Origin of the sequence: Glycomyces endophyticus, from assembly GCF_039531525.1 — a bacterium.
Taxonomy (GTDB): Bacteria; Actinomycetota; Actinomycetes; order Mycobacteriales; family Micromonosporaceae; genus Glycomyces; species Glycomyces endophyticus.
In genome coordinates, this window is the sequence record NZ_BAAAQF010000015.1 from 199,622 (window position 1) to 215,043 (window position 15,422).

A 15,422-nucleotide genomic window follows, 5' to 3' on the forward strand; every position below is an offset into this window, starting at 1 on the left:
TCTAGTGGGCTCCGATCTTCGAGCTGTCGTCCGACGGCGCCGTGAAGAGGGGCTGCTTGTGGCCCTCGATGTAGTCGAGGTAGTCCTGCCGGAAGAACTTCAGCGACGAGGTGACGCAGGAGGTGGCGCCGTCGCCGAGGCCGCAGAAGGAGCGGCCGAGGAGGTTCTTGCAGGCGCTCTCGAGGAGTTTGAGGTCCGAGAGCTCGCCGCGTCCGGAGAGGATGCGCTCGTAGACGCGGACCATCCAGTAGTTGCCCTCGCGGCACGGGGTGCACTTGCCGCAGGACTCGTGCTGGTAGAACTTCAGCCAGCGCCAGCAGGAGACCACCGGGCAGTCCTGGTCGGAGAAGATCATGACCGCGGTGGTGCCGAGGATGGACCCGGCCTTGGCGACGTTGTCGAAGTCGAGCGGGACGTCGATCGAGTCGGCCGAGAGCATGGGGGTCGAGGACCCGCCGGGGGTGAAGTACCGGAGCTCGTGGCCGTCGGTCATGCCGCCGGCGAGCTCGATGAGCTCGCGGAGCGTGGTGCCCATGGAGCACTCGTACTGGCCGGGGCGCTTGACGCGGCCCGACAGCGAGTAGATCATCGTGCCGGCGGCGTTCTCGGAGCCGAGGTCCTTCCACCACTGGGCGCCGCCGAGCACGATGTGCGGGACGGCGGCGATGGAGCCGACGTTGTTGATGCAGGTGGGCTTGTTGTACAGCCCGTGCGTGGCGGGGAACGGGGGGCGCAGGCGCGGCTGGCCGCGCTTGCCCTCCAGGGAGTCGAGGAGGGCGGTCTCCTCGCCGCAGATGTAGGCGCCGGCGCCGGAGTGGATCACGACCTCGAGGTCGAACCCGGAGCCGAGGATGTCGGTGCCGAGGTACCCGGCCTCCTTGGCCTCGCGGACGGCGTTGCGCAGGCGGCGGGCGGCGTGGACCGCCTCGCCGCGGACGTACACGAACGCGCGGGACGCCTTGATGGCGTAGGAGGCGATGACGATGCCCTCGATGAGCGAGTGCGGGTCGTTCATCATGAGCGGCAGGTCCTTGCAGGTGCCCGGCTCGCCTTCGTCGGCGTTGACGACGAGGTAGTGCTCCTGGCCGTCGTCGGGCACGAACTGCCACTTCATGCCGACGGGGAACCCGGCGCCGCCGCGGCCGCGGTGCCCGGAGTCCTTCATGAAGGTGATGAGGTCGCCCTCGGAGTACTGGAGGGCCTTGCGGAGCGCCTTGTAGCCGTCGAGCTGCTCGTAGACGTCGAGGCGCCAGGCGCCGGGCGAGAGCCAGCGCTTGGTGACGACGGGCTTGAGCTTGTCGAGGACGGCTTCGCGGGGACGCCGGGGACCGGGCACGGTTACGCTCACTTCGCTTCCTCGGGTTCCTTCTTCAGCAGGGGGGCGTCCGGGTCGTACGCGGGGGCGGCGATGCCGGCCTCGGCGGCGAGGCGGGCCCCGGCGAGCGTGGCGTCGCCCTGGGCGTTGCCCTCGAGTCCGGCGGTGCGCTCCTCCTCGAACCCGGCGAGCTGCACGGAGATCTCGCGGAGGGTGCACAGCGGGGCGCCGCGGCTGGGGACCGGGCGGCGGCCTTCTTTGAGCTCGCGGACCAGTTCGAGGGACTTCGCCTCGTCCATGTCGTCGTAGAACTCGTAGTTGACGGTGACGACGGGCGCGTAGTCGCAGGCGGCGAGGCACTCGGCGTGCTCGAGCGTGATCTTGCCGTCGACGGTGGTCTCGTCGTGGCCGACGTCGAGCTCGTCGCTGAGCGCGTCGAAGACCTTCTGCCCGCCCTTGGCCTGGCAGAGGGTGTTGGTGCACACCGAGACGAGCCAGTCGCCGGCCGGTTCGCGCTTGTACATGGTGTAGAAGGTCGAGACCGCCTGCACCTGGGCCTTGGTGATGCCGAGGACGTCGGCGCAGAACGCGATCCCGTCGTCGGAGACGTAGCCGTCGTGCGACTGCACGAGGTGGAGGAGCGGCAGGAGCGCGGAGCGCTCGCGGCCCTCGGGGTAGCGGACGAGGATGGCCTCGGCCTGCTCGCGGATCTTCTCCGGGTAGTTCACCTGTCGCAACCTCCCATGACCGGGTCGAGCGAGGCCCCGCCCGCGATGACGTCAGCGAGCAGGCCGCCCTCGGCGAGCGCCGGGATGGACTGGAGGTTGACGAAGGAGGGCTCTCTGAGATGGACGCGGAACGGCCGGGTGCCGCCGTCGGAGACGGCGTGGACCCCGAGCTCGCCGCGGGGCGCCTCGATGGCGGTGTACACCTGCCCGGCCGGGACGCGGAAGCCCTCGGTGACGAGCTTGAAGTGGTGGATCAGCGCCTCCATCGACTGGCTCATGATGTGCCGGATGTGGTTGAGGCTGTTGCCGGAGCCGTCCGCGCCGAGGGCGAGCTGGGCGGGCCAGGCGATCTTCTTGTCCTCGACCATGACCGGGCCGGGCTCGAGCTTCTCGAGGCCCTGCTCGATGATGCGCAGGCTCTGGCGGATCTCCTCGAGGCGGACCACGTAGCGGGCCCAGGCGTCGGCGCCGTTGTGGGTGGCGACCTCGAAGTCGTACTCCTCGTACCCGCAGTACGGGTCGGTCTTGCGCAGGTCCCAGGGGAGCCCGGCGGAGCGGAGGACGGGGCCGGTGACGCCGAGGGCGAGGCAGCCGGAGACGTCGAGGTAGCCGACGCCCTGGGTGCGCTCCTGCCAGATGACGTTGCCGGTGAGCAGGCCCTCGTAGTCGTCGAGGCCCTTGGGCATGTAGTCGACGAACTCGCGGATCATGCGGACGCCGTCGACCGGGAGGTCCTGGGCGACGCCGCCGGGGCGGACGTACGCCATGTTCATGCGCAGGCCGCAGACGGCCTCGAAGATGTCGAGGATCTTCTCGCGGTCGCGGAAGCCGTAGATCATCATCGAGAGCGCGCCGAGCTCCATGCCGGTGGTCGCGAGGGCCACCAGGTGGGAGCTGATGCGGTTGAGCTCCATCATGATGACGCGGATGACGTCGGCACGGCGGGGCACCCGGATCCCGAGGAGCTTCTCGACGGCGAGGCAGTACGCGGTCTCGTTGAAGATCGGCGCGAGGTAGTCGGCGCGGGTGACGAACGTGGTGCCCTGGACCCAGGTCCGGTACTCCATGTTCTTCTCGATGCCGGTGTGGAGGTACCCGACGATGGGCCGCACGGAGCGGACCGTCTCGCCTTCGAGCTCGCAGACCAGGCGCAGCACGCCGTGCGTGGACGGGTGCTGCGGGCCGAGGTTGATGATGAGGCGCTCTTCGTTGACCGGGTCGACCGAGGAGACGAGCTCGTCCCAGTCGCCGCCGGTGACGGTGTAGACGCGGCCTTCGGTGGTGTCCCGTTCCGCCGCGTAGGCGTCGGTGCCGTGCTCGGTTGTGGTCACTTGTAGCTCCTGCGCTCATCGGGCGGCGGGATGTGCGCCCCCTTGTATTCGACCGCGATGCCCCCGAGCGGGTAGTCCTTCCGCTGCGGGTGGCCCTCCCAGTCGTCGGGCATGAGGATGCGGGTCAGGTGCGGGTGGCCCTCGAAGACCACGCCGAACATGTCGTACGCCTCGCGCTCCTGCCAGTCGGCGGTCGGGTACACCGAGGTCACCGAGTGGACGACCGGGTTGTCCAGGCCCACCGCGGTCTCCAGGCGCACGCGGCGCCGGTACGTCATCGAGGTGAGGTGGTAGACCACGTGGAGGCGGTTGCGCTGGTCCGGGTAGTCCACACCGGACACCGAGTTGCACAGCTCGAACCGGAGGCTCTCGTCGTCGCGCATCGTCTTGCAGACCTCTTCGGTGCGGTCCGGCGCGATGTAGACCGTGAGCTCGCCGCGGTCGACGACGACCGCGCGGGTGACGTCCTCGCCGAGGAGCTCCCGGAGCGCCCCGACGACCTCGTCGAAGTAGCCGCCGAGCGGCTCCGCGGTCGACACGATCTCCCCCGCGGTCGGCGCGGACTGCACGAGCCCGCCGAACCCGGAGGTGTCGCCCGTGTCGGCCGCGCCGAACAGGCCCTTGCGCTGCACGCCGACGGGCTGGACGCCGTCGGGGCGGGCCTCGCCCGCACCGGTCGCTTCGTCGCTCATCGCTTCGCCACCGCCTTCCGGATGCGCAGCTGCTCCTCGGTCCCGGCCTTCACGGCCTCGGTCCACTCCTTCTTGCGCTGCTTGTCGAAGCGGTACGAGGAGGGCATCGCGCCGGGCTTGACGACCGGCTCGGGGAGGTCGGCGAGCGCCTGCTTGCGCTTCTCGCCCAACGGCTCGTGCTGGACCTTCTCGTGGAGCTTGAGGATCGCGTCCAGCAGCATCTCGGGCCGGGGCGGGCAGCCGGGGAGGTACATGTCGACCGGCACGACGTGGTCGACGCCCTGCACGATCGCGTAGTTGTTGAACATGCCGCCGGAGGTCGCGCACACGCCCATCGACAGCACCCACTTGGGCTCGGCCATCTGGTCGTAGATCTGGCGCAGCACCGGCGCCATCTTCTGGCTGACGCGCCCGGCCACGATCATCAGGTCGGCCTGGCGCGGGGACGCCCGGAAGACCTCCATGCCGAACCGGCCGGTGTCGTAGCGCGCGGCGCCGGTCGCCATCATCTCGATCGCGCAGCACGCCAGGCCGAACGTCGCCGGCCACATCGAGGCCCGCCGCGTCCAATTGACCAGCGCCTCGACGGTGGTGAGGATGATGCCTTGCGGGAGTTTCTCTTCTACACCCATGGTGGAGCCTCAGTCCCAGTCCAGTCCGCCGCGGCGCCATTCGTAGGCGTAGGCGACGAACAGCGCGGCGATGAACATGAGGACGGCCCAGAACCCGAAGATCCCGAGCACGTCGTGGTGGACCGCCCACGGCACGAGGAAGATGATCTCGATGTCGAAGACGATGAACAGCATGGCGGTGAGGTAGAACTTCACCGGGAACTTCGTGGGGCCCGAGGTCGTCGGCGCGGGCTCGATGCCGCACTCGTACGGGTCCTCCTTGGCGCGGTTCCGGCGGCGGGGGCCGGCGATCCGCGACGCGATCACCGAGACGACGCCGAAGCCGCCCCCGATCGCGAGCATGATGACGACCGGCACGTAGACGTCCATCCTCAGAGCCTCCTTCCGAGAGTCGGAGTGACGAACCGCATGCCGTTGACGATGTGGTCGGCGGCGTCCCGACCGGGCCGGTCGGTGAGGTTCGCGAGCAGTTTCAGTACGACGCGCATGAGCGCGGGACGCTTCAGGCCGTGCTCGGTGCACAGCTTCATGACGGCGGGCCTCCCGATGAGGTGCGTGAAGATCCCGCCCATCCGGTAGTACGAGCCCCACAGGCCGTCCATCCGGTCGGCGTACGACCGCAGCACCGCCTCGCGGCGCGGCACGCTCGGCGACCGCAGGGCCTCCGCCGCCACCTGCGCGGCGACCTCGCCCGCCTCGATCGCGTACGCGATGCCCTCCCCGTTGAACGGGTTCACCATCCCGCCCGAGTCGCCGACGAGCATGAGCCCGCGGCTGTAGTGCGGCGTCCGGTTGAACCCCATGGGGAGCGCGGCCCCGCGGACCGGCCCGTCGGCGTTCGCCTCGTCGGCGAGGCCCCACTCCTCGGGCGTGTTCGCCAGCCAGTCCCGCAGCAGCGCGCGGTAGTCGGTCTTGCCGTAGCCCTCGGAGGAGTTGAGGACGCCCAGGCCCGCGTTCACGCGGCCGTCGCCGAGCCCGAAGATCCAGCCGTACCCCGGCTGGAGCACGTCCGGCTCCGCGGCAGTGCGCAGCGACAGCCACGACTCCAGGTACTGGTCGTCGTGCTTTGCCTCGGACTTGTAGTACTGGCGGACCGCGACGCCCATGGGGCGCCGCTCGTCCCGCTTCAGGCCGAGCGAGAGCGCGAGCCTTCCTGAGACGCCGTCGGCGGCGATCACCAAGGGCGCCTTGAAGACCGCCGTCTCGCCGTCCTGGACCGCGGTGACGCCGCAGACGCGGCCGGCGAGGTCGAACAGCGGCGCGGTGACCTTGGCGCCGGTGAGGAGCTTCGCCCCGGCCTCCACGGCCTTGTCGGCCAGGAGCTGGTCGAAGTCGTACCGGGTGCGGGTGAGCCCGTAGTCGGGGAAGTGCTCGAGCACGGGCCAGTCGAGCTCGATGGCGATGTCGTCGGCGACGACGCGCAGCCCGCGGTTACGGATCCAGCCGGCGGACTCGGAGGTGTCGACGCCCATCTTGAGCAGCTGCGCGACCGCGCGCGGCGTCAGTCCGTCGCCGCAGACCTTCTCCCTCGGGAAGCGGGTCTTCTCCAGCAGCAGAACGTCGAGGCCCCGGGCGGCCAGGTGGTGGGCTGCGGCCGAACCACCGGGCCCGGCGCCGACGACGATGACGTCGGCATCCGGGGTTGCGTGAGTGGTCACGGGCGTCCTCTCAGGCGGATGGGGTGGTGATCCTTTACACGACCAACCCGCTTGTGAAGATCTTCACAAGCGTTTGCAGCCAGTCTAGAACTTCGATATCTACGCCCTGTCACTTAGGTCCGCCTAAGTTGTCATTATTCGAGGTCACGAGCCGTACGCGTGTACTTGAACCAGAGTTGCGGGAGCGATTGGAGCGGCTGGCGTGGCGGCGCGATCCGCAGTGATAAAGCCGACAGTTGATACACCTGGCAACTGTCGATACCTGGAAACACTCTCGTAACACGACAAGACATCGCGATCGCTCCCCCGCCGGACTGATTCGCGAATCGGGCGGATGGTGTCGAGCGCCACATGGTTCGAATTTGAACTTTCCAGGGCGCGCCGCTATGGTCGATGGGTAATTCAAATCTGAACTACCTGAAGTCTTCCCGGAAGAGGCAGAACATGACCGTCGAACCCGTCAAGGTCTCCGTGATCTTCTACTCGGCCACCGGCAACGTCACCGCGCTGGCGAAGCAGATCGCCGAGTCGGCCGAGAAGGCCGGCGCCGAGGTGCGGCTGCGCCGCGTCGCCGAGCTGGCCCCGCAGGCCGCGATCGACTCGAACCCGGCCTGGGCCGCGAACCACGAGGCGATCCAGGAGATCCCCGTGGCCGCCGCGGACGACGTCGTCTGGGCCGACGCCGTCGTGATGGGCTCCCCGACCCGCTACGGCAACGTCGCGGCGCAGCTCAAGCAGTTCCTCGACACCCTCGGCCCGCAGTGGTTCCAGGGCCAGCTCGCCGACAAGGTCTACTCCGGCTTCGCCGCGGCCTCCGGCAAGCACGGCGGCAACGAGTCGACGCTGCTCGCGCTCTACAACTCGTTCCACCACTTCGGCGGCATCATCGTCGCCCCCGGCTACGCGAACGAGACCCTGTTCGCCAACGCCTCGCCGTACGGCGTGTCGCACTGGAACGGCTACGACATCGACGAGCAGACCCTCGCCGGGGCCACCGCCCAGGCCGAGCGCGTCGTCGCCACGGCCGCGGCCCTCAAGGCCGGCCGCGCCGCCATCGGCGCCTAGGGCTCAGCACTCGAGGCCCGGTCGGACTCCCAAGGGCACCTGCGGGAACCGGCCGGGCCGCGTCGTACCCGGGGCTCAGGCGGCCTGGATGCGGGCCACGATCCGCCGGGCCATCTGCCCGAGCAGCCGGACCTCCTCGCGGGAGAACTCGTCGAAGATGAGCGAGCGCACGGTCTGCACGTGGCCGGGGGCGGCGTTCCGCAGGAGCTCGCGGCCGCCGTCGGTGAGGCCCGCGAGCGTCGAGCGGCCGTCGGTGGGGCAGGCGGAGCGGACCAGCAGGCCGTCGCCCTCGAGGCGGCGGGCGACGTGCGACAGGCGCGAGAGCGAGCCGTTGCACAGGTACGCGAGGTCGCTCATCCGCATGGTCTGGTCCTCGGCCTGCTCCAGCACGGCCAGGACGCCGTACTCGAAGTGGCTCAGGCCCACGTCGCGGCGCAGGGAGTGGTCGAGCGCGCCGGGGAGGCGCATGACCAGGCCGATCAGCGGCAGCCACGCCGCCATCTCCTCGTCGTCGAGCCACTGCACCGCATCACTCATGCCCCAAGCTTAACTTCACTACTTGATTCCTCAAGGAACCCGAGTAGCATTTTCATTGAAGGTTCAAGAGACTGGAGTCCCCGATGTCCACCCGTCCCGGCGCCGCGTTCGACGCCTTCCTCGAGACCACCGCGCCCCGTGCGGCCGAGCGCCGCGACTGGACCCCCGCCGACGGGGCCCTGCCCGCGCTCTACCTGAGCCACGGCGCGCCGCCGCTGTTCGACGAGGCCGACTGGATGGACCGGCTGTTCGCGTGGGCGCAGGGCATGCCGCGCCCCAAGGGCGTCCTCATCGTCTCGGCGCACTGGGAGGCCGCGCCGCTCATGCTCTCCAGCCCCGCCCCGGGCACGCCCCTGGTGTACGACTTCGGGGGCTTCGCGCAGCGGTACTTCGAGATGACGTACACGACGCCGGACGCCTCCGCGATGGCGAAGCGCGTCGCCGCCGCGATGCCCGACTCCGAACCGCTGCACCAGCACGCGAGCCGCGGCCTCGACCACGGCGCGTGGGTGCCGCTCAAGGTCATGTACCCGTACGGCGACGTCCCGGTCCTCCAGATGTCGATCCCGACCCACGACCCCGACCGCCTCATGGCGATCGGCCGGCGCCTGCGCCCGCTCCGCGAGGAGGGCTACCTGGTGGTCGGCTCCGGCTTCATGACCCACGGCCTGCCGTTCGTCGACTTCCACCACCCCGACCGCGTCCCCGGCTGGTCCGCGGACTTCGACGTCTGGGCCGCCGAGGCCCTGGGGCGCGGCGACATCGACGAACTCGCCCGCTACCGCTCGCAGGCCCCGGGGATGCCCTACGCGCACCCCACCGTTGACCACTACATCCCGCTCTTCGTCACCTACGGCGCGGCCGCCGACCAGGAGCAGCCGGCCGAGACGGTCATCGACGGCTACTGGTTCGGCCTCTCGAGGCGCAGCTTCCAGCTCGCGTGAGCCGGGATCAGACGGTGCCCGGTTCGACGACCCATTCGACCGGCTGGCCGGTGATCTCGGCGATGGTCGCGAAGTCGCGGTCGTAGTGCAGGATCGTGAGGCCCTCGCGCACGGCCACGACCGCGAGCATCGCGTCGACCAGGGACGCGCAGCGGTGCCTGCCGTGGTCGGTGAGTCGCTGCTGAAGTTCGAGCGCATCGGCGAACACGTTGTCGCCCATCGGCACCCACGGGAACGCTGCGATCAGCATCGAGGTGAGGCGGTCCCGCTCGGCCCGGTCGCGGGCGGAGAAGAGCATCTCGAACTCGGTCGCGTCGCAGATGGCGATCAGCCCCCGGCGGTGCAGCGGGTCGAGCCGGGCTTTGACCGGTTCCAGGCCCCAGCGGGACAGCGCGCTCGTGTCGCCCAGGTACCTCGTCACGACCGCAGCTTCCGCCGCACCTCGGGGTCGGCGAGTTCGGCGAAGTAGCCGGTGGACGCGAGATCGATGAACTGCTCGCGGGCCTCCTCCGCGATCACGCGGCGGATGGCGACGTCGATCGTCTCCTTGATGGTCGAGGTCCCCAGGATCGCCTGCGCCCGCTCCATTTGGTCGGTATTGATGTCTACCGTCGTCTTGGACATCCGACTCACCTCCGACTGGACGTACGTTCTGCCTATATCAGTATAGACCCGCGTAGGCTCGAGTAGGCGTACGCAGGCACGGAGAGGCGGACCCGGCTGCTACTTGAAGCCGCGGTGCATGGCGACGGCGCCGCCGGCGAGGTTGCGCCAGGCGACCTTGCGGTAGCCGGCCTTGACGATGCGGTCGGCGAAGTCGGACTGGGAGGGCCACTGGAGCGTGGAGTCGGAGAGGTAGCGGTAGGCGTCGGCGTCGGAGCCGACGCGGCCGGCGACCTTGGGGAGGACGTGCTTCACGAAGACGCCGTGGGCCTTGCGGTAGGGCTTCCAGACGGGCGTGGAGACCTCGCACAGGACCATGCGGCCGCCGGGGGCGAGGACGCGGAGGATCTCGGCCAGGCAGGCGTCGAGGTCGGCGACGTTGCGGATGAAGAAGGAGCCGGTGACGGCGTTGAACGTGTTGTCGGCGAACGGCAGGTGCAGCGCGTCGGCGTTCACGAGCGGGACCTGGCGGTCCTGGTGCGCCTGGAGCATCCCGAGGGAGAAGTCGACGCCGATGACGTCGGCGCCGGACTTGGCGAGCTCGACGGTGGAGACGCCGGTGCCCGCGCCGAGGTCGAGGCAGCGCTCGCCCGGCTGGAGGCTGAGGGCCTCGCGCACGGCGCGGCGCCAGCGCTTGTCCTGCCCGGCGACCATGACGGTGTTCGCGCGGTCGTAGTTCGGCGCGACGCGGTCGAACATCGCCGCGATGCGGCCGGGTTCTTTACGCGGGGTATTCGCTTCGTTCGCCTCGATCACCACGACAGCCTCGCACACCGCGCAGAGAAAATCCGCCGGAGCCCTGTCGGTGTGGGCCCCGGCGGATCAAGGGGTTAAATCGGGCGCGCGCAGGGGTTACGCGTCGCGTGCGGACCTGAGGGAGCAGGGAGGGACCGCACGCTCGCCCGGAGAGGGAGCTTCGGTGGGGACCGACGGGACCGCTTGCGCGGCATGGGGAGCCGGAGTGACCGGGTGTCCGTGCACTGCGCCTCCTCGTCGTCGGTGGGACCCGGCGCAGGTGCGCCGCTCCTCAGTCTGGGATGACGCTGAGAGATCCCCCGAGTGCGGCCTGCGCTACACGATGAGCTTGACGCATGGACGCTGTGATGTCGATCTATGAAACCGAACCGTTATCGCGCGTAACCCATCCGATAACTAGCGGGTGGGCGCGGTCACAGGCGGCGGCCGAGTCGTCACGATCGGCCCGAATCCCGAGGTTGGAGCTGGTTTAGGGGTACATCGCCCGCATCGTCGCATGAGGGCGGGAGGGGGGCGGGGAGGGCGTCCGGGCCCGGGAGGCGCGGCGGCGGGGCGCGCGGCGCGCGCGCCCCGCCTTCTCCAGGGGATACCCGGAGAGGCGGGGACCTCTCCGGTGAATCGAGACGTAAGGCTCCGTGCACCACACGGGCCTCGTTCAGCATTGCGGACGGACCGGCCGCCCGGCAAGCGTCGAGATCGAAGTGTTATCTCCTGGGACGGTTCCTACCGCTGGGTGGGACGGGCTAGGCCGCGTCCTGGACGAGGCTGCCCTTGAGCACGGTGGCGGTGCAGTTCCCGGCGGCGCCGGTGACGAGGGCGGCGTACGGGTCGCCGTCGGTGTCGACGTCGAAGACGGCGAGGTCGGCGCGGGCGCCCTCCTTGAGGACGCCGATGTCGGTGCGGCCGAGGGCCGCGGCGCCGCCCTCGGTGGCGGCGCGGACGAGCCATTCGTTGAGGCCCTCGCCGCCGTCGCCCTGGGCGAGGGCGAGCCGGCGGAGGACGGGCCATTCGGCGGCGACGTCGAGGTCGGGGGCGGAGGCGCGGGAGTCGGTGCCGACGGCGACGGTGTTGCCCTCGGCGCGCAGGGCCGCGACCGGCGGTTCGCCGGCTTCGAGGCGGGCGTTGGAGCGGGCGCAGAGGGCGACCGCGGTGCCCTTGGCGCGCAGGAGCTCCCGGTCGGTCTTGTCGAGGTGGACGCCGTGGGCGACGTGGGCGTCGGCGCCGAGCCAGCCGACCTTGTCCATCTGGGCGGCCGGGGAGTGCCCGGCGCCGCCGTCGGCGAGTTCGAGGGCGAGGCCGGCGCGGCGGTTCATGAACGCGAACGGGCCGGAGCCGCGGCGCACGAACATGTCCTCGTGCATGGTCTCGGCGAGGTGGGGGTGGAGGCGGATGTCGAGGGTGCGCGCGAGTTCGGCGAGGCCCTTGCCGACGTTCGTGCCGAGCGTGTACAGCGTGTGGGGGCTGATGCCGACGGCGACGTCGGAGTTGTTGACGGCCCGGGTGTCGGTGACGACCTCGCGCCAGGCGTTGCGGCGGACCTCCCAGGCGGCGTCGTCGATGAAGCACGCCTCCCAGTAGGCGACGCCGGCGAGGTCGGAGGCGAGGAGGGGCGCGAAGCCCGCGGCGGGGGTGACGACGTCGGCGACGGCGGTGACGCCGTTCGCGAGCGACTCGTCGATGCCGAGCTGCACGGAGGCCTTCCACGCCTCGTCGGCGGTCTCGGGGTTGCGCCGCGCGAACTCCTGGATCCACTCGAAGAACTCTTTTTCGTTGCCGTACATGTCGGCGAACGCGGTGTAGCAGAGGTGCGTGTGGGCGTTGACCAGGCCGGGCGTCATGACGCCGGTGAACGCGGTGGTCTCGTCGGCCTCGGGGGCGCCGGCGGCGGGGCCGACGTAGGCGATCCGCCCGCCGTCGACCCCGACCGCGCCCTCCCGGATCGGATCGCCCGCGAGCGGGACGACGACAGGGGCGGTGTAAACGTGCATGGACCCGAGCTTACTCAGGGTTCCTAAGCGGACGCCTCCAGCGCCTTGTAGGCGGGCCGGACGACCTCCTCGAGGAGCGCGCGGCGCTCGGGCTGGTGCAGGAACGCGGCCTTGACGGCGTTCTCGGTGCACCGCTTGACCTCGGCCCAGCCCCACCCGAACGTCTCGGAGAGCAGCTGGAACTCCCGGGAGGTGTGGGTGCGGCTCATGAGCCGGTTGTCGTTGTTGACGGTGACGCGGAAGCCGAGGTCGAACAGCTCCTTGATCGGGTGCGTCTCGATGGACTCGGCGCCCTCGGTCTGGAGGTTCGACGACGGGCACACCTCGAGCGCGATGCGGCGGTCGCGGATGTAGTGCGCGAGGTTGGAGAGCTTCGCCGAGTCGCCGGTGAGGTCGATGTCCTTGATGAGCTGCACGCCGTGGCCGATGCGGTTGGCGCCGCACACCGAGACCGCGCCCCAGATCGACTCGGGGCCGACCGACTCGCCGGCGTGGATCGTGAACGGCATGTTCTCGCGGCGCAGGTAGTCGAAGGCCGCGACGTGCGCCTCGGCGGGGTTGCCGATCTCGCCGCCGGCGATGTCGAAGCCGACGACGCCCTTGTCGCGGTAGGCGGTCGCGAGCTTGGCGACCTCCAGGGTGCGGTCGGCGTGGCGCATCCCGCAGAGGATGGTGCGGGCCTTGATGCGGTGCCCGGCCTTCTCGGCGAGGCGCTCGCCCTCCTCGAACCCGGCGAGGGTGGCTTCGACGACCTCCTCGAGGGACAGCCCGCCCTGGAGCTGCTGCTCGGGGGCGTACCGCAGCTCGGCGTAGACGACGCCGTCGGCGGCGAGGTCCTGCGCGGCCTCGGAGGCGATCCGGAAGCAGTGGTCGGCCTTCTGGGACACGGCGATCGTGTGGTCGAAGGTCTCCAGGTACCGGGCGAGGGTGCCGGAGTCGGCGGACTCGAAGAACCAGTCGGCCAGCGCGCCGGCCTCGGTCGCGGGCAGCTCGTGGCCGATCTCGTCGGCGATCTCGATGAGCGTCTGCGGGCGCACGCCGCCGTCGAGGTGCTCGTGGAGGACGACCTTGGGGGCCGCGACGAGCTGGTCATGGGTGAGAGCCTCAGCATTCATCCCATGAATATAGTCAGGCGCTGACGCGGGCGCGCCTCACAGCCGGACCTCGTCCCAGTGGACGGGCCGCTCGTTGTCGAAGACCACGGCCCACTCCAGGGCCCAGCGCCGGTGCCACACCAGGCTGTCGTCGACGCCGCGCGGCAGCGGCTGGCCCGCGCGGCGCGACTGGTCGCACACCCAGTCCAGGCAGTAGTAGAAGTCGAGCATCTCCGCGACGACGCCGGGGTCGCGCGTCGGCGTCAGCTGCCGGTCCCGCCAGGACCCGAACGACTCGGGGCGGCGCAGGTCCGGGAGCAGCTCGGGCAGCTCCTCCGAGCAGGGCACCCCCGGGTCGAGGTGGTCGACCAGGCCCAGCAGCCACGCGACCGTGTACAGGGCCTCCAGCTGGTCGGCGTAGCGGCCGCGGTCGCCTCTGCCGCAGGCGATGAAGCCCCACTCGTCGGGGGCGAGGTGGTCGAGGACGTGCGCGTCGAGGAGCCAGCGCATGGCGAGCTCCTCGGGCATGTCGAAGACGCGGGCCTGCACGATGTTCAGGATCGCGGCGCGGGCCTCCACGTGCCCGCGGGGGCGCAGCCGGGGCAGCCGCCCCTCCGGGAACGGGAGCGGCAGCTGCGGGGGCGGCGAGGGTATGCCGAGCGCGACGAAGCCGTCCACAGTGCGCATACGAAGGGTCCGGGGATCTGAGGTCACCGTCGGCATGGGGCTCCCTACCACTTTGGGGTTCACCTGCGGGGGTGAGTGCGCGTTCACTCGGTGGGGGTGGTTGTGAAGAACTGTAGCGTCCGACACAGGCCGGAGTCAACGTGGGCCGCGGAATTAGTACGGGTTCCATACACCTGTTACGCAGGTGTTTCATCGATCCCGTCCCGTGTCGCAAGTGTCCGGAGGGGCGGATTGACCGCCTTGTGACTGCTGCCATTCGACACCTGTTCGAACCAGACTGTCCGGAAACCTACTTTGCAGTAGCACGCCCGCGGCGGGAGACGCTCCTCACGCCTCCGCGCCCGGGGTCCGGTCTCCGGTCGGCCGCGGCCGACCGGCATCCTTAAGACGTGAGCAGTCTCCAAGTCGTAGCGAACCGGTACCAACTGGTCCGCCCGATCGGCGCGGGCGGCATGGGACGCGTCTGGCAGGCCGTCGACCAGCAACTCGACCGCGAGATCGCCGTCAAACTCGTCAAACCGGACCTCCTGGACGGCCCCCAGCGGTACGAGGCCGCCGCCCGCTTCCGCCGCGAAGCCCGCGTCACCGCCCAGATAGGCCACCCCGGCGTCCCCGCCATCTTCGACGCGGGCCTCGACGACGAGTCCGGCGAGCTGTTCCTCGCCATGGCCTACCTCCCCGGGCTCAACCTCCGCGACCTCCTCGACGAGGCCGGCCCCCTCCCCGCCGACTGGACCCTCGCCGTCGGCGCCCAGCTCGCCTCGGTCCTGGAGGCCGCCCACGCCCGGCAGGTCATCCACCGCGACCTCAAGCCCGCCAACATCATCGTCGGCCCCGCCGGCCTCGTCCACGTCGTCGACTTCGGCATCGCCGCCGTCCTCGACCTCGACGCCGCCCGCCTCACCGCCACCGGCGACAAGCCCGGCACCCTCAACTACATGGCCCCCGAGCAGATCCGCGCCCAGCCCGCCGGACCCGCCGCCGACCTCTACGCCCTCGGCGCCCTCCTCTACGAGATGGCCACCGGCGAACGCCTCTTCGCCGACCGCGGCTCCGCCTACGAGGTCCAGACCGCCCACCTCAAGGAGCTCCCCGACCCCGTCCGCCGCCGCCGCCCCGACCTGCCCGCCGAACTCGACGGCCTCGTCTCGCGCCTCCTCTCCAAGGAGCCCGCCGACCGCGGCTCCGACGCCGCCGCCGTCTACCTCCGCCTCGCCGAGCTCCTCCGCGCCGCACCGGCCTCCGCGGCCCCGATCCGCGACTGCGGCGACCCCACCTGGCCGTTCCGCGCGCCCCTCGCCCTCGCCGGCATCGCCGTCGAGGCCGCCGCCG

Annotated in this window: 17 protein-coding genes; 3 read left to right on the top strand and 14 right to left on the bottom strand. The window is 70.5% G+C overall.

Annotated elements, in window-relative coordinates; all coding sequences use genetic code 11:
• Position 1: 1 nt before the first annotated feature.
• From nuoF to ABD419_RS18330, 7 genes are read right to left on the bottom strand one after another with little or no spacing between them, the layout of a single operon-like run.
• Positions 2-1,348, bottom strand: coding sequence for an NADH-quinone oxidoreductase subunit NuoF (gene nuoF / locus ABD419_RS18300; RefSeq protein WP_344489158.1), 1,347 nt, complete (start codon positions 1,346-1,348; stop codon positions 2-4).
• On the bottom strand, positions 1,345-2,043 hold the full coding sequence (nuoE, locus tag ABD419_RS18305) for an NADH-quinone oxidoreductase subunit NuoE (RefSeq protein ID WP_344489161.1): 699 nt from the start codon (positions 2,041-2,043) through the stop codon (positions 1,345-1,347). The genes nuoF and nuoE overlap by 4 nt, the downstream gene beginning before the upstream one ends.
• Positions 2,040-3,374: an NADH-quinone oxidoreductase subunit D gene (locus ABD419_RS18310; protein WP_344489164.1), complete on the bottom strand. Its 1,335-nt coding sequence runs from the start codon at positions 3,372-3,374 to the stop codon at positions 2,040-2,042. Before ABD419_RS18310 ends, nuoE begins: the two co-directional genes overlap by 4 nt.
• Positions 3,371-4,066: an NADH-quinone oxidoreductase subunit C gene (locus ABD419_RS18315; RefSeq protein ID WP_344489167.1), complete on the bottom strand. Its 696-nt coding sequence runs from the start codon at positions 4,064-4,066 to the stop codon at positions 3,371-3,373. The genes ABD419_RS18310 and ABD419_RS18315 overlap by 4 nt, the downstream gene beginning before the upstream one ends.
• Positions 4,063-4,698, bottom strand: coding sequence for a NuoB/complex I 20 kDa subunit family protein (locus tag ABD419_RS18320; RefSeq protein ID WP_344489170.1), 636 nt, complete (start codon positions 4,696-4,698; stop codon positions 4,063-4,065). Before ABD419_RS18320 ends, ABD419_RS18315 begins: the two co-directional genes overlap by 4 nt.
• A 9-nt stretch (positions 4,699-4,707) precedes the next feature.
• Positions 4,708-5,067, bottom strand: a complete 360-nt coding sequence (locus ABD419_RS18325; RefSeq protein WP_344489173.1) for an NADH-quinone oxidoreductase subunit A — start codon at positions 5,065-5,067, stop codon at positions 4,708-4,710.
• Positions 5,068-5,069: 2 nt separating this feature from the next.
• On the bottom strand, positions 5,070-6,356 hold the full coding sequence (locus ABD419_RS18330) for a geranylgeranyl reductase family protein (protein WP_344489176.1): 1,287 nt from the start codon (positions 6,354-6,356) through the stop codon (positions 5,070-5,072).
• 444 nt (positions 6,357-6,800) lie between these two features.
• Between ABD419_RS18330 and wrbA the strand changes: the two genes are divergently transcribed.
• Positions 6,801-7,421: an NAD(P)H:quinone oxidoreductase gene (gene wrbA, locus ABD419_RS18335; RefSeq protein WP_344489179.1), complete on the top strand. Its 621-nt coding sequence runs from the start codon at positions 6,801-6,803 to the stop codon at positions 7,419-7,421.
• Positions 7,422-7,496: 75 nt separating this feature from the next.
• On the opposite strand, the gene ABD419_RS18340 is transcribed toward wrbA, so the two are convergent.
• Complete coding sequence (locus ABD419_RS18340; RefSeq protein WP_344489181.1) at positions 7,497-7,958, bottom strand: MarR family winged helix-turn-helix transcriptional regulator; 462 nt, start codon at positions 7,956-7,958, stop codon at positions 7,497-7,499.
• An 83-nt stretch (positions 7,959-8,041) separates the two neighbouring features.
• Here ABD419_RS18340 and ABD419_RS18345 point away from each other — a divergent pair, with 83 nt between their 5' ends.
• Entirely contained in the window at positions 8,042-8,902 is an 861-nt protein-coding gene (locus ABD419_RS18345) for a dioxygenase family protein (protein ID WP_344489183.1), read from the top strand.
• 7 nt (positions 8,903-8,909) lie between these two features.
• Here ABD419_RS18345 and ABD419_RS18350 read toward each other — a convergent pair whose 3' ends face one another.
• From ABD419_RS18350 to ABD419_RS18375, 6 genes are all read right to left on the bottom strand, one after another.
• The gene (locus ABD419_RS18350) at positions 8,910-9,323 is read right to left on the bottom strand and encodes a PIN domain nuclease (RefSeq protein ID WP_344489185.1); all 414 of its coding nucleotides are present in this window, start codon (positions 9,321-9,323) and stop codon (positions 8,910-8,912) included.
• Entirely contained in the window at positions 9,320-9,526 is a 207-nt protein-coding gene (locus tag ABD419_RS18355) for a type II toxin-antitoxin system VapB family antitoxin (protein WP_091052212.1), read from the bottom strand. The genes ABD419_RS18350 and ABD419_RS18355 overlap by 4 nt, the downstream gene beginning before the upstream one ends.
• A gap of 99 nt (positions 9,527-9,625) precedes the next feature.
• A complete protein-coding gene (locus ABD419_RS18360; RefSeq protein WP_344489235.1) occupies positions 9,626-10,264 on the bottom strand; it encodes a class I SAM-dependent methyltransferase in 639 nt (212 codons plus the stop codon).
• Positions 10,265-11,064: 800 nt separating this feature from the next.
• On the bottom strand, positions 11,065-12,309 hold the full coding sequence (locus tag ABD419_RS18365; protein WP_344489189.1) for an amidohydrolase family protein: 1,245 nt from the start codon (positions 12,307-12,309) through the stop codon (positions 11,065-11,067).
• Between the two features lie 23 nt (positions 12,310-12,332).
• Positions 12,333-13,424, bottom strand: a complete 1,092-nt coding sequence (locus tag ABD419_RS18370; protein WP_344489192.1) for an adenosine deaminase — start codon at positions 13,422-13,424, stop codon at positions 12,333-12,335.
• Between the two features lie 36 nt (positions 13,425-13,460).
• Positions 13,461-14,090, bottom strand: coding sequence for a DUF4272 domain-containing protein (locus ABD419_RS18375; RefSeq protein ID WP_344489194.1), 630 nt, complete (start codon positions 14,088-14,090; stop codon positions 13,461-13,463).
• A gap of 389 nt (positions 14,091-14,479) precedes the next feature.
• On the opposite strand from ABD419_RS18375, the gene ABD419_RS18380 reads away from it, so the two are divergent.
• A partial coding sequence (locus tag ABD419_RS18380) for a serine/threonine-protein kinase (protein WP_344489196.1) occupies positions 14,480-15,422 on the top strand: 943 nt, incomplete at its 3' end.

Bases quoted from the DNA above. Each gene is read 5' to 3' on its own strand.
- ABD419_RS18325 (WP_344489173.1), bottom strand. From the start codon at position 5,067: ATGGACGTCTACGTGCCGGTCGTCATCATGCTCGCGATCGGGGGCGGC.
- ABD419_RS18375 (WP_344489194.1), bottom strand. From the start codon at position 14,090: ATGCGCACTGTGGACGGCTTCGTCGCGCTCGGCATACCCTCGCCGCCC.
- ABD419_RS18345 (WP_344489183.1), top strand. From the start codon at position 8,042: ATGTCCACCCGTCCCGGCGCCGCGTTCGACGCCTTCCTCGAGACCACC.
- ABD419_RS18365 (WP_344489189.1), bottom strand. From the start codon at position 12,309: ATGCACGTTTACACCGCCCCTGTCGTCGTCCCGCTCGCGGGCGATCCG.
- ABD419_RS18340 (WP_344489181.1), bottom strand. From the start codon at position 7,958: ATGAGTGATGCGGTGCAGTGGCTCGACGACGAGGAGATGGCGGCGTGG.
- ABD419_RS18355 (WP_091052212.1), bottom strand. From the start codon at position 9,526: ATGTCCAAGACGACGGTAGACATCAATACCGACCAAATGGAGCGGGCG.
- ABD419_RS18360 (WP_344489235.1), bottom strand. From the start codon at position 10,264: ATGTTCGACCGCGTCGCGCCGAACTACGACCGCGCGAACACCGTCATG.
- wrbA (WP_344489179.1), top strand. From the start codon at position 6,801: ATGACCGTCGAACCCGTCAAGGTCTCCGTGATCTTCTACTCGGCCACC.
- ABD419_RS18320 (WP_344489170.1), bottom strand. From the start codon at position 4,698: ATGGGTGTAGAAGAGAAACTCCCGCAAGGCATCATCCTCACCACCGTC.
- ABD419_RS18315 (WP_344489167.1), bottom strand. From the start codon at position 4,066: ATGAGCGACGAAGCGACCGGTGCGGGCGAGGCCCGCCCCGACGGCGTC.
- ABD419_RS18370 (WP_344489192.1), bottom strand. From the start codon at position 13,424: ATGAATGCTGAGGCTCTCACCCATGACCAGCTCGTCGCGGCCCCCAAG.